The sequence below is a fragment of the Paenirhodobacter sp. genome, from assembly GCF_050177655.1.
GTDB lineage: Bacteria > Pseudomonadota > Alphaproteobacteria > Rhodobacterales > Rhodobacteraceae > Rhodobacter.
In genome coordinates, this window is the sequence record NZ_JBFXGV010000002.1 from 133,217 (window position 1) to 146,097 (window position 12,881).

Sequence of the window (12,881 nt, forward strand, 5' to 3'; positions counted from 1 at the left end):
CCTTGCCCCAGGCGCCGGTCTTGCCTAGCCTGGCGTCCAGGCGCCAAAGGCAAGCTGTCGGTCCATCGGCCGGCCTCGATCATGTGACCGTCGCTTCGCTCCTCGGTTTACACTGTTGCCTTTGGCGCCTCTCGACGCCCCGTCACGCCCCCGGGCCGGCAGCGTTCGAAACGGCGGATGGATCCGTCCGCGTGATTTCGGCGCGATCCATCGCCTGCCCCGCCCATCGCGAAAATCCCATCTGCAGCAGCAGCTCCCGGAGGTGCGGATCATCGGCATCGACGTCATGCCAGAACGCGAGATATCCGCGGATCCTCTGGCGCTGCCGCTGCATCTTCTCCGGATACTTCACCGCCATCCGCACCAGTGCAGCGGTTTTCTTCCGGAACGCCTTGGTCGGGCGAAGCCGGGCGCCGCCGATGTCCAGCCCGGTGACGAGCCTCGTCTGGTTCGGGCCGAGATGCCGGGTCTTCTCGGGGTGCATTTCCATCCCGAGCGCGGCCAGCCCCATCCGCACGACATGCTCGAGGCGACGCAGACTGACCGCGTCTTGCGCGGTGATGCAGATGTCATCCGCGTAGCGCGTATAAAGCGCCCCCGCACTGCTGGCCGCCTCCTCGCACAGCCCATCGAAGCTGGCCATCACCAGATTGGCGAGATGCGGGCTCGTCGGCGCGCCCTGCGGCAGCTGGCCATCGCGCGTGACAATCCGCGTGATTTCGGCACGAACCTCTGCCGAGAGATGCGGGAAGCGGAGGTCGAGCATCTCGCGCAGATGATGCGTCCTGATCGAGGGAAAGAAGGACCGGATGTCGGTCGTGAACAGATGCGGCGCCCCGTGATGGAGCCGCGCATTCATCGCGATCGAGCGGCCCGGGCAGAAGGCCATCGCCGCCTCATGCGGTGAAACCATACACAAGATCTTGTCGAGCAGGGCGCGTTGAACCGCCTTCAATTGTGGGCAGGGCGCGTCGATCGTGCGGGACTTCCGGCTGCCATGCCGCCCCGTCTCGAAGGTCGAATAGAGCGTCGAGGCCGGGCAGGACGCATTGGCCTCGACGATTTCGAGAACCTGGAACAGGATCGGAATTTCTTCGCGAAAATGGAACTGCGGCTCTGCGCTCTGGCGCGACGTGATCGAAAAACTCATTCGTGACCCTTTTCTGGCGTCGGCGGCCACCATGCGAAGCGCAGCCGGGGGTTTCAAGGCGCTTTCCGCCCCGTCCCTTCCCGGTGTATATGCCGCCCCATGAGCCAGAATCCTCCCTCCCTCCGCCCCGATCTCGCCCCCGCCGCGCGCTTCGACGAGGCGCCGCGCCCCGGCCAGCCGACGATCGGCATGGTCTCGCTCGGCTGCCCGAAGGCGCTTGTCGACAGCGAGCGGATCCTGACGCGGCTGCGCGCGGAGGGCTACGCGATCTCGCCCGATTACACCGGCGCCGAGGCGGTGATCGTGAACACCTGCGGTTTTCTCGACAGCGCCAAGGCCGAAAGCCTCGAGGCGATCGGCGAGGCGCTGAAAGAAAACGGCAAGGTGATCGTGACCGGCTGCCTCGGCGCCGAGCCCGAGTTCATCACCGGCGTGCATCCGAAGGTGCTCGCGGTGACCGGGCCCGAGCAATACGAGCAGGTGCTTGACGCGGTGCATGGCGCGGTGCCGCCCGCGCCCGATCCGTTCATCGACCTGCTGCCTGCGACCGGGGTGAAACTGACGCCGCGGCATTACAGCTACCTCAAGATTTCCGAGGGCTGCAATCACGCCTGCAAGTTCTGCATCATCCCCGACATGCGCGGGAAACTGGTCTCGCGCCCCGCCCATGCCGTGCTGCGCGAGGCGGAAAAGCTGCTCGAGGCCGGGGTGCGCGAACTGCTGGTGATCTCGCAGGACACCTCCGCCTACGGGCTTGACCGCAAACATGCCGCAAGCCCCTGGAAAGGCGGCGAGGTGCGCGCCCATATCACCGATCTCGCGCGCGAGATGGGCCGGATGGCGCGCGAGGCCGAGGCCTGGGTGCGGCTGCATTACGTCTACCCCTATCCCCATGTGCGCGACCTGATCCCGATCATGGCCGAAACCGGCGCGGGCGGCGGCGTGCTGCCCTATCTCGACATTCCGTTCCAGCATGCGCACCCCGACGTGCTCAAACGCATGGCACGGCCGGCGGCGAGCGCGAAGACGCTCGACGAGATCGCCGCCTGGCGCCGCGACTGCCCCGAGATTGTGCTGCGCTCGACCTTCATCGTCGGCTATCCCGGTGAGACGGAAGCGGAATTCCAGTATCTGCTCGACTGGATGGACGAGGCGCAGCTCGATCGCGTCGGCTGCTTCCAGTATGAGAACGTCAAGGGCGCGCGCTCGAACGCGCTGCCCGATCACGTCGCGCCGGAGCTGAAACAGGAGCGCTGGGAGCGTTTCATGGAAAAGGCGCAGGCGATCTCCGAGGCGAAGCTGGCGGCCAAGGTCGGCACGCTGCAGCAGGTGATCGTCGATGCCGTCGATGACGAGGGCGCCACCTGCCGCACCCGCGCCGATGCGCCGGAGATCGACGGCAATCTCTTCATCGACGAGGGGTTCGAGGATCTGGCCCCCGGCGACATGGTCACGGTCGAGGTCGAGGAAGCCAGCGAATACGATCTTTGGGGCCGCCCCGTCTAGCCGCCCGCTCCGCTGCCCGGCGCCATATTTTCCGGCATCGTCCCACCGTGCCGCGCCTGTTTTTCGCGCGGGCGGCGGCCCACCGGGGGGCACGCACGCTTTGGCTTTGGGCGCCGATCCGGGCCGTGGCATCCTGCCCACGATCGCCCCCTGCCCCGGAGCCGCCCGATGCCCAGACCTCCCCGAACCCGCCTTGTGCTGGCACTGTCCGTCGCGCTGCTCGCGCCCCTGACCGCCACCGCCCAGCCGCCGCTCGATGTGCCCGTCGTCGGCATCTGCGGCGATGGCCAGGCGGCCGACATGTTTTCCAGCACCGTCACCGGGCTGAAGGCCAATGGCGACGGCTTTCTGGCGGTGCGCAGCGGGCCCGGCTCGAATTACGCCAAGATCGACGAGCTGCATAACGGCGATGTCGTCTTTACCCTGCAGCGCAAGGGCCCCTGGCATGGCGTGATCTACGGCGCGCGCTCGCGCACCTTCTGCCGCGGCGCCAGGCAATATCCGACGCCCGAATCGCCGCAGGGCTGGGTGCATGGCAACTGGCTGAAGGATCTGGCCGGCTAACCCTAGTAGAGCCCCTCGGTGTCGATATGCACCACCGCACCGCAATGCTTGCAGTGGATCGCATCGGCATCGTGCAGGCTCAGCCCGCAGCTGCGGCATTTGTAATGCACCTTCGTCGGGCGAAACAGCACCTGCGCCAGACGCAAAAACAGCGTCACCCCGAAGATCATGATCGCGACCGACAAAAGCCGCCCCGCCGTGCCCTGCAGCGTGATGTCGCCGAAACCCGTGGTCGTCAGCGTCGTCACCGTGAAATAGAGCGCATCGGCATAATTGCCGATCTGCGGATTGTGCAGATGCTGGGTGGTGTAGATCAGCCCGGTCATGACGAAGAGAAAGACGCCGAGATTGATCGCGGCGAGGATCACCTCCTGCTGGCGCCGGAAGAAGGCGAAATCCTGCCGCAGGCGCGTCAGCAGCTGATAGGTGTGCAACAGCCGCAAGGTCCGCAGCACGCGCAGGAAACCAAAGCTCTCGCCGGCGATCGGCGCGAGGAAGGAGACCATCGCCACCACATCGGCCAGCGTGGCCGGGCGCATCCAGAACGCGAATTTCTTCGGCGCGATCATGAAACGCGCGGCGAAATCGGCGACGATCACCAGGCCGATCAGAGCGTCGATCACCTCGACCGCCAGCACCCGCGGGAAGAACGAGGTGACGATGACGAAGGCGATCGTGACGAGATCGAAGATCAGCAGCGCATATCGGAATCCATGCGCGCGCCGGGAATTCCCTTCGTAAAGCAGGCGGATCTTGCGCAGCATATGGCCTCCTCGTCTCGGCAGTGCGGGGCCTGTCCGGCTTGCCGATCTGGCCCCGGCCTGTCAACAGCGGGCGGCGCGCCGCGGGTTTCGAGGATCTGCCTTGCAGAGCCCGGGAAGGTTTTCCCTGCCCCGGAATGGACGAGGGCGGCCTCCGTCGGGAGCCGCCCTCTGCCGTTTCGATCCGGAACCGGGATCAGCTGTCGCGGCCGACCTGAACCTGCGGGTTGACGATGCTGTTGCGGTTCTGATGCGAGACCACGAAGTTGACCTCCTGCAGGTCGCCGCGCAGCTGGGCATCCCGCACGCGGATCAGTTCCGCCGCGGTGTAGTCATTCGCGTTCAGCCCGGCCTGCGCCGCGAGCTGTTCCTTGCCGGCGGTCGCCGCGGTGTCGGACGAACGGTCGCCATGGGCGAGCAGGTAGGCGTAGGTCGACTGGTCGCCGGCATTGCGCGCCGCGAGCAGCTGATGCAGCTCGACCGAGCTGTAAGCGCCGGCATTGACGCCGAGATAATGCGCGATCTGGTCGATCCCCGCATTGGCGCCACCGGCCGAAGCGGCACCGGCAGAGAGGGCGAGAGCGAAGGCGGTAGAAGCGAGAACGTTACGCATGGAAGATCTCCATTTCCTTGTTTTTTCAGTCTGTTGTCTGTGTGCTGGGTCTGTATCCCGTTGCATGCAGTGGATATAGACCTGCGCTTTGAAGCTGAAAACTGCCGCAATTATCGTAACAATGTGCGCCAGTGAACCAATCGCACGCATCTGTGAACGACGGAGTCCGGGCTGCGGGGAACCAGAAACGACGAAGGGCGGCTCCTTGCGGAGCCGCCCTTTGTGCGGAGTGATCTGAGCCCGGGATCAGCTGTTGCGGCCGACCTGGACCTGCGGGTTGACGATGCTGTTGCGGTTCTGATGCGAGACCACGAAGTTGACCTCCTGCAGGTCGCCGCGCAGCTGCGCGTCCCGCACGCGGATCAGTTCCGCCGCGGTGTAGTCATTCGCGTTCAGCCCGGCCTGCGCCGCGAGCTGTTCCTTGCCACCCGTCGCCGCGGTGTCGGACGAGCGGTCGCCATGGGCGAGCAGGTAGGCGTAGGTCGACTGGTCGCCGGCATTGCGCGCCGCGAGCAGCTGATGCAGCTCGACCGAGCTGTAAGCGCCGGCATTGACGCCGAGATATTGCGCGATCTGGTCGATCCCCGCATTGGTGCCACCGGCCGAAGCGGCACCGGCAGAGAGGGCGAGAGCGAAGGCGGTAGAAGCGAGAACGTTACGCATGGAAGATCTCCATTTCCTAGTATTTTCAGTTTGTTATCTGTTTGCTTTGGGCGTTTCCCTTTGCATGAGGAGGATATAGTCCTGCGCGTTTTCGCTGAAAACTCCACAAAATGTCATGATAATGTGCGCACAAAAACCAAGTGCACACATCTGTGAGCGACGGAAAGCTTGTCTTTGCGCCCCGCGCGCCCCTTTCGCGCGCGCGCGCTTTCGCCTATCTAGGCGCAAACCCAGATTTCCCCGAAAGGTGCGCCGATGGCCTCGTATCAATATGTCTATCACATGGATGGCGTCTCGAAGACCTATCCGGGCGGCAAGAAGTGCTTCGAGAACATCCGGCTGAACTTCCTGCCCGGCGTGAAGATCGGCGTCGTCGGCGTGAACGGCGCCGGCAAGTCGACGCTGCTCAAGATCATGGCCGGCATGGACAAGGATTTCCAGGGCGAGGCCTGGGCCGCGAAGGGCGCCAAGGTCGGCTACCTCGCGCAGGAGCCGCATCTCGACGAGTCGAAGACGGTGCGCGAGAACGTCATGGAAGGCGTCGCGGAAAAGACCGCGAAGCTCGAACGCTACAACGAGCTTGCGATGAACTACTCGGACGAGACCGCCGAGGAGATGGCCCGCCTGCAGGACGAGATCGACGCCGAAAACCTGTGGGACATCGACAGCCAGGTCGACATCGCGCTGGAGGCGCTGCGCTGCCCGCCCGACGACGCCAATGTCGCCACCCTCTCGGGCGGTGAGCGCCGCCGCGTCGCGCTTTGCAAGCTCTTGCTCGAGGCGCCCGACATGCTGCTCCTCGACGAACCGACGAACCACCTCGACGCGGAAACCATCGCCTGGCTGCAAAAGCACCTGATCGAATACAAGGGCACGATCCTCTGCGTCACCCACGACCGCTATTTCCTGGACGACATCACCTCGTGGATCCTCGAGCTCGAACGCGGCCGCGGCATCCCCTACGAGGGGAACTACTCGGCCTGGCTGGAGCAGAAAGCCAAGCGCCTCGAACAGGAAGCGCGCGAGGACAAGGCCAAGCAGAAGGTCATGGAGAAGGAACTCGAATGGATCCGCGCCGGCGCGAAGGCGCGTCAGGCGAAATCCAAGGCGCGTATCGCGGCCTATGAGAAGATGGCCGACGAGGGGGTCAAGGACCGGGTCGGCAAGGCGCAGATCATCATCCCGAACGGGCCGCGGCTTGGCGGCAAGGTGATCGAGGTCGAGAACCTCAAGAAGCACATGGGCGACAAGCTCCTGATCGAGAATCTCTCGTTCAGCCTGCCGCCGGGCGGCATCCTCGGCGTGATCGGCCCGAACGGCGCCGGCAAGTCGACGCTGATCAAGATGATCGTCGGCACGGAAAAGCCCGATGAGGGCACGATCGTCGTGGGCGACACCGTGAAGCTCGCCTATGTCGACCAGTCGCGCGACGCGCTCGACCCCGAAAAGAACGTCTGGGAGGAGATCTCGGGCGGGGCCGAACTGATCCAGCTTGGCGATGCCTCGGTCGCCTCGCGCAGCTATGTCGGCGCCTTCAACTTCAAGGGCTCGGACCAGCAGAAGAAGGTCGGCCTGCTCTCGGGCGGTGAACGCAACCGCGTGCACATGGCGAAGCTGCTCAAGTCGGGCGGCAACGTGCTGCTCCTCGACGAACCGACGAACGACCTCGACGTGGAAACGCTGCAGGCGCTGGAAGCGGCGATCGAGGATTTCGCGGGCTGCGCGGTGATCATCTCGCACGACCGCTTCTTCCTCGACCGTCTGTGCACCCATATCCTCGCCTTCGAAGGCGAGGCGCATGTCGAGTTCTTCGAGGGCAACTTCGAGGATTACGAGAACGACAAGATCCGGCGCCTCGGCCCGGATGCGGCGGAGCCGAAGCGGGTGAAGTACAAGAAGTTCACGCGGTGACAGCCGGATATGTGTATGCGCTGCGCTCCGACCATTGCCCTCTTGTAAAGGTCGGACGCAGCAATACGCTGCCCTATCGGCGCCTTCGGGAACTCAACACGAGCGAAAACTACGGCCCGCTCGGGCCGTGGGAGATTATTTCGTTTCTCGAAGTCGTCGACGCGGTGAAGGTCGAAACCTTCCTTCACCGATCGATCCGCGAGAAGAACTCCGCCGAGTTTCCCGGCTGCAAGGAGCTGTTCGAACTGGCGCCAGCATCCGCTCTCGCGCTTTTCGATCAGATCCCCGAAGCGGAAATTCGCGGCTTCGACCGGGTTGCCCGGTTGCACACGACCGAAACGCTCGAAAGCTACCTCGCCGACATCTTTCGGGCCTCGGGCCTCGAACACATGCTGGCCCAACAAGGCATATGGACCTTGTCGTTGTTTCCCGCGACCGCGGGCGGGCGCTATTTCACGCTCAACATCGACCGGCATGAAGTCGCCTTTTCAACCCTTCCCAGAGAAGGGCGTCCAGCCAGGCACATGTTGATGCTTGATCCACTGGTCTGGGAGTTTCCTGCGGTCCGGGATTGGCTGTTCTCACATCACATCGAGGCGCTCGGCTACGACTATCCCTCCGGTCTGGACCGACAATTTCCCGTCATCTTCGCCGGCACACTGCCAGAAGCACGCGAGTTCCTTTCTCTCGAGGGCGTCCGCAGGGCGCTTCTCGCCTACTGGTATGACCTTCTTCTTCAGGCATCGGACGCTGAGCGTGGCTCGCTGCACGCGCGCCACCACAATCTTGCCGCGGTGCAAAGCATCATGCGGCTTCGCGCCCAGCAAAGGCTCAACAGGCAGTGAGCGCGCGCGCTCGGCGCCTGCACCCGGGCTTTTCTACAGAGAAAAATATCCCGGGGTGAGGCGCTCAGCGCCGAGGGGCAGCGCCCCTACTCCACCGCCTCCAACAGCGGCTCGGCCGAGATCGCGGCCGGCGCCTGGAACGGGTTGCCCTGCACCAGCACGATCGCCGAGGAGGGCGCCGCCGCCAGCGCAAAAAGCAGGATGGCAAGCGTCCCCGCCTTCGGCCGGTCGAGATGCACCGCCCAGATCGACAGGATCGTCAGAAAGCCGAGCGAGGCCATGCCGAGCCATTTCAACGGATTTAGGTGCGTGCGCGAGAGCGAGACCCGCAGATCGCGGTCGTCGCGCAGCGCCATCACCTTGCGCAGCATCTCCGCATGCACCGCCTGCCCCGCCGCCGCCTCCACCTCGGGCTCGGCCACCAGCCGCAACAGGTGATCCGCCGCCGCCCGCGCCGCGGGATCGGCCTCGCGCGCACGCAGCGCCGCGAACTCATGCGCCGCCGCCCGGCCATAGTCGTGGATCGCCTCGGAAAGCCCCGTGCGCAGCGGCTCGGGCTGATCCTCGACCAGCACGCTCAGGCTGCGCAGCGCGTCGGCCTCGCGATAGACCGCGTCCATCGCCCGGTCGCGCGCCGACCAGGTATCGGCTGCGATGAAGGCAAGCGTCAGCCCGAAGAGCATCGCATTGACGTTGATGAAGGGCGGCACCACGCCCTGATAGCGCGCGAGCCGCGCCGCGATCGCCGGCCGATGCGCCAGCCGGTCGACCAGCCAGACCGCCCCCAGCGTGCCGAAGGCCGCCACCGCCGCATAGGCGTAATGCTCATAGATCAGCCACATCGTCCCCTCCCGTCGTTGGGCGGGAGCATAGCCGCCCCGCGGCCTCAGGCGAAGGCCATATCCTCGCCATCCGACTGCCGGCGCAGCGGCGGGGTGACGCGCTCGGCCTGCACGACGAAGCCCATGATCGGCGCGCCGCGGTCCATCCGGATCACCCCGCGCGCGATCCGCGCCTCGAAGCCGGCGGCGGCGAGCAGGTCGCGCAGATAGGGCTCCGAATGGGCGTAGCGGCGGCTTTCGCGCAGGATCAGCGGCTCGGGCCCGTCATGCGCCTCGGTGGTGAAGGCGAAACGCCCCCCCGGCGCAAGCGCAAGCGCGACCCAGCCGGTGATCTGCTCGAGCGCGCCGAGATAGGCGAAGACATCGGCGGCGGTGATCAGATCCCATTCCGTGCCCGGCAGCGGCAGCGCGCCCAGATCGCGCTTTTCCAGCCGGTCATACAGGCCCTTCGCCCCGGCCTCGCGCAGCATCTCGGCGGAAATGTCCCAGCCCTCGAGATCGGCCGCGCGCGGGCGCAGCACCGCCCCCATCAGCCCGGTGCCGCAGCCGAGATCGAGCGCGCGCCCGTACTGCGCGCCCAACCCCGCGCCAAGCAGCTCCGGCGCGCGATAGTCGAGCGTCTCGACCAGCGCATGGTCGAAATGGGCGGCATATTGATCGAAGAGCGTCTCGACGAAGGCCGAGGGCATCGTCTCGGCGGCGGGATGGCTGCGCATCAGGTCGATCTGCAGCGCCGCGCCCATCACATCGGCCGGATCGAGGCGCAGCGCCTCGGCGAAGGCCTCCGCCGCGCCGGGCAGGCGATGCGCGGCCCGGATCTCGCCCAGCCGATACCAGCCGGCGACCCAGCCGGGCGCGACCTCGAGCGCCTGGGCGTAAAGATCGGCGGCGGCCTCGGCCTCGCCCGCGGCGAGCAGGCCCTCGGCATAATCCGCACGGCGATCGGCGATCAGATCGCCGGAGGAAAACTGAAGGGGGGAAGACATGGGACGGCTCCGCAAACACAACGAGGATCGGTTTCGGAACGCGTTCAGGGCAGCGGCTGGCGCATGATCTACCGGGGCTGAGGGACCGCTCCGCTCTCGCGCGGCGCCGGGATTCCGTCAAGAGGGGAACCGATCGCGGGCAGGCGCGTTCTCCTCACGAAGCCGGCATCACCCAGACCAGACCCGCAGCAACCGACAGGAGCGTCCGATGAAAGGCATCCTCGCCTGGGCGATCGGGATCCCGATTCCGATCATCATCCTTCTTTATCTGTTCCACGTCTTCTGAGACGCGAAAGGGGGCCGAAAGGCCCCCTTTACGGTTCCGGTTGCGGCAGAGGCCGCGATCACGCCGCCCAGTCCCAGGGCACGGTGAAGGCGCCGAGCACATGGCGCAGCTTTTCCTCGTCCACCGTCCCGGTCGAGGCGAGCTGCGCGACGAGGCCGCGCTTCTTGTCCTCGGCCACGGCGACGACATGCGCCGCCACCCCCGCCTCGGCGAGCGCGGCGTCGAGCACCCGGGCGATCGCCTTCTTGCGCAGGTCGGGCTTGAAGATCTTGCCCACCGCGGTCTTCGGCAGCTCGTCCATGATCTCGATATGCTTCGGGATCGCGGCGCGTTCGTGGATATGGCGCTTCGCATGGGCCATCAGCTCGTCGTCGCCCAGCGTCGCCCCGGCGACCAGCTCGACATAGGCGCAGGGCAGCTCGCCCGCGAATGTGTCGGGCTGACCGATCGCGCCGGCGAAGGCCACCGCCGGGTGGATCAGCAGCGCTTCCTCGATCTCGGCGGGGTCGATGTTGTGGCCGCCGCGGATGATCAGATCCTTTGCGCGCCCGGTGATCCAGAGATAGCCGTCGCCGTCGATCCGGCCGAGGTCGCCGGTGCGCAGGAAGCGGTCCTCGGCGAAGAGGTCGTGGTTCTTGTCCGGCTCGGTATAGGTCGAGCCCTCGAACACGCCGGGGTTGGCGACGCAGATCTCGCCCACCTCGTCCACGCCGCGCTCCTCGTAACCGCCGTTGCGCTTCGTCAGGATGCGCACATGGGTATAGGGCAGCGGGATACCGACCGAACCCACCTTCTTCACCCCGTCGACCGGGTTCACCGAGACGAGACAGGTCGCCTCGGTCAGCCCGTAGCCCTCGCAGATCTCGACCCCGGTCGCTTCCTTGAAGCGGTTGTAAAGCTCGATCGGCAGCGGCGCCGAGCCCGAAATCGCGGTGCGCAGGCTGGAAATGTCGGCATCGACCTTGCGCTGCATCAGCGCGGCGATCGCGGTCGGCACGGTGATCAGGAAGGTGACGTTCCAGCGCTCGATCAGCTTCCAGAAATTGTCGAAGACACCCTCGCCGCGATAGCCCGCGGGGGTCGGCATCACCACATGCGCGCCCGATGCGATCGCCGACATCAGGATCGGATAGGCCGCGAAGACGTGGAACAGCGGCAGCGGGCAGATCATCACGTCGGTCTCGTCGAACAGAAGCGTGCCGCCGAGCCAGCCGTTGTAGATCATCCCCGAATATTTGTGCTGCGCCACCTTCGGCATGCCGGTGGTGCCGCCGGTGTGGAAATAGGCGGCGACGCGATCGGCCTTGCGGTCGGTGAAGATCAGCCGGTCGCCCGGCATCTTCGCGCATTCGCGATGGAAGCTGTAGATGTCCGCGTGATGGCGGATCGGCGTCTTCGGCCGGACGAAGGGCACGATCCAGCTTTTCGGCGGCGTCAGGTAGCGGTTGAGATCGATCTGCAGCACCGCCTGCACGTTCGGCGCATGTTTCACCGCCTCCGCGGCCTTCTGCGCGATGTCGGTCTTCGGAAAGCTCTTCAGCGTGACGACGACCTTCGCCTTCGTCTCGCGCAGGATCGCGGCGATCTGCTCGGCCTCGAGCAGCGGGTTGACCGGGTTCACGATCCCCGCCGTGGCCCCCGCAAGCAGCGTCACCGCCGTCTCGAGGCAGTTCGGCAGGATATAGGCGACGGTGTCACCCTCGCGCACGCCGAGGCTGTGGAACAGGTTCGCCGCCTGCGTCACCTGCGCATGCAGCTCGTCCCAGCTCAGCGTCACCGCCGGATCCTTCGGCCCGGAGGTGATCTGGAAGCTCAGCGCCGGGCGCTTGCCATGCGCGGTCTTCGCCCGCGTCAGGAATTCATAGATCGTCGTGGCGCGATCGCGCTCTGCCCAGGGCATTTCCCGCTCGACCCGATCCCGGTCGGCGACGCTGGCAAAAGTCTCCGTCATGCATCCTCCCCCGCCCGTTCCTCTCCGGGCGCTTATGCGGAAGATGCGCCGAAACGCCGCAAGCGGGCAAGGGCGGGGCCTTCCGAAACGTCACGTCATCGCGACATGACGCGAGGGCATGGCAGCAATGCGTGACGCGAAAGGCCGGGCCGACCCCGGCCTTTCGCCAATGGGTTGTGCGGCTCAGGCCTTGCCGCCCGGGATCCGCAGCACCTGGCCCGGATAGATCTTGTCCGGATGGGTCAGCATCGGCTTGTTCGCCTCGAAGATCTCCATGTAGCGGTTGGCATTGCCGAGCGTCTTCTTCGCGATCGCCGACAGCGTGTCGCCCTTCACCACCGTGTGGAAAACCGCGTCCCGGGTGTCGTCGTCATGATCGGTCTCGACCTGCGCGACGCCGTCGACATTGCCGACCGCGAGGATGATCTTCTCCTTGACCTCCGGCGTCACCGCCTTGCCCGAGACAACGACCTTGTCGCCCTCGACCTTCAGATCGACGCCCGAGGCATCGAGCCCGAGATCCTTCAGCTCGGCCTTGAGCACCTCTTCCTTCGGCGCCTCGGCCGCCTCCGCCTTCGAGCCGAAAAGCGATTTCCCCGCGCCCTTGACGAAATTCCACAGACCCATCCCGGCCTCCTCTTTGCTACCATTCCGATACCGCGCAGCGGGCATGACCCCGGGCGCCGCGGACAACCTGCACCGATCCGCAGGGGCGGGACAGGGGAAAATTTCCCCGCCGAAGACCTTTGGCGCCATCACCATCGCGTGCGATCGGCGCCGGGGCGCGACATTGGCGCGCATCC

At 65.8% G+C, this 12,881-nt stretch carries 12 protein-coding genes; 4 read left to right on the forward strand and 8 right to left on the reverse strand.

Annotation, left to right across the window (positions count from 1 at the left end):
• Nucleotides 1–142 precede the first annotated feature (142 nt).
• Entirely contained in the window at nt 143–1,150 is a 1,008-nt protein-coding gene (locus AB7U46_RS01755; RefSeq protein ID WP_428335203.1) for a reverse transcriptase domain-containing protein, read from the reverse strand.
• A gap of 99 nt (nt 1,151–1,249) precedes the next feature.
• Here AB7U46_RS01755 and rimO point away from each other — a divergent pair, with 99 nt between their 5' ends.
• Nucleotides 1,250–2,656 (forward strand): 30S ribosomal protein S12 methylthiotransferase RimO, encoded by a 1,407-nt coding sequence (gene rimO / locus AB7U46_RS01760; RefSeq protein ID WP_428335204.1) that lies wholly within the window; start codon nt 1,250–1,252, stop codon nt 2,654–2,656.
• A gap of 168 nt (nt 2,657–2,824) precedes the next feature.
• Nucleotides 2,825–3,220, forward strand: a complete 396-nt coding sequence (locus AB7U46_RS01765; RefSeq protein ID WP_428335205.1) for a hypothetical protein — start codon at nt 2,825–2,827, stop codon at nt 3,218–3,220.
• 2 nt (nt 3,221–3,222) lie between these two features.
• Here AB7U46_RS01765 and AB7U46_RS01770 read toward each other — a convergent pair whose 3' ends face one another.
• The 3 genes from AB7U46_RS01770 to AB7U46_RS01780 all read right to left on the reverse strand — a co-directional run bounded on the left by AB7U46_RS01770 (nt 3,223) and on the right by AB7U46_RS01780 (nt 5,257).
• On the reverse strand, nt 3,223–3,984 hold the full coding sequence (locus tag AB7U46_RS01770; RefSeq protein WP_428335206.1) for an ion channel: 762 nt from the start codon (nt 3,982–3,984) through the stop codon (nt 3,223–3,225).
• A gap of 193 nt (nt 3,985–4,177) precedes the next feature.
• A complete protein-coding gene (locus AB7U46_RS01775) occupies nt 4,178–4,594 on the reverse strand; it encodes a hypothetical protein (RefSeq protein ID WP_428335207.1) in 417 nt (138 codons plus the stop codon).
• A gap of 246 nt (nt 4,595–4,840) precedes the next feature.
• Nucleotides 4,841–5,257 (reverse strand): hypothetical protein, encoded by a 417-nt coding sequence (locus AB7U46_RS01780; protein WP_428335208.1) that lies wholly within the window; start codon nt 5,255–5,257, stop codon nt 4,841–4,843.
• A gap of 255 nt (nt 5,258–5,512) precedes the next feature.
• Here AB7U46_RS01780 and ettA point away from each other — a divergent pair, with 255 nt between their 5' ends.
• Both ettA and AB7U46_RS01790 read left to right on the forward strand, forming a co-directional pair.
• Complete coding sequence (ettA, locus tag AB7U46_RS01785; RefSeq protein WP_428335209.1) at nt 5,513–7,168, forward strand: energy-dependent translational throttle protein EttA; 1,656 nt, start codon at nt 5,513–5,515, stop codon at nt 7,166–7,168.
• On the forward strand, nt 7,165–8,013 hold the full coding sequence (locus tag AB7U46_RS01790; protein WP_428335210.1) for a GIY-YIG nuclease family protein: 849 nt from the start codon (nt 7,165–7,167) through the stop codon (nt 8,011–8,013). Before ettA ends, AB7U46_RS01790 begins: the two co-directional genes overlap by 4 nt.
• 86 nt (nt 8,014–8,099) lie before the next feature.
• Here the strand turns inward: AB7U46_RS01790 and AB7U46_RS01795 are convergent, their stop codons facing one another.
• From AB7U46_RS01795 to lysM, 4 genes are all read right to left on the reverse strand, one after another.
• Nucleotides 8,100–8,855, reverse strand: coding sequence for a hypothetical protein (locus tag AB7U46_RS01795; protein ID WP_428335211.1), 756 nt, complete (start codon nt 8,853–8,855; stop codon nt 8,100–8,102).
• A 44-nt stretch (nt 8,856–8,899) separates the two neighbouring features.
• The gene (locus tag AB7U46_RS01800) at nt 8,900–9,841 is read right to left on the reverse strand and encodes a methyltransferase domain-containing protein (RefSeq protein ID WP_428335212.1); all 942 of its coding nucleotides are present in this window, start codon (nt 9,839–9,841) and stop codon (nt 8,900–8,902) included.
• 344 nt (nt 9,842–10,185) lie between these two features.
• Nucleotides 10,186–12,078 carry an acyl-CoA synthetase gene (locus AB7U46_RS01805; RefSeq protein WP_428335213.1) on the reverse strand — a complete coding sequence of 631 codons (1,893 nt, stop codon included), beginning with the start codon at nt 12,076–12,078 and terminating at the stop codon, nt 10,186–10,188.
• 183 nt (nt 12,079–12,261) lie between these two features.
• Entirely contained in the window at nt 12,262–12,705 is a 444-nt protein-coding gene (lysM, locus tag AB7U46_RS01810) for a peptidoglycan-binding protein LysM (RefSeq protein ID WP_428335214.1), read from the reverse strand.
• Nucleotides 12,706–12,881: the final 176 nt, after the last annotated feature.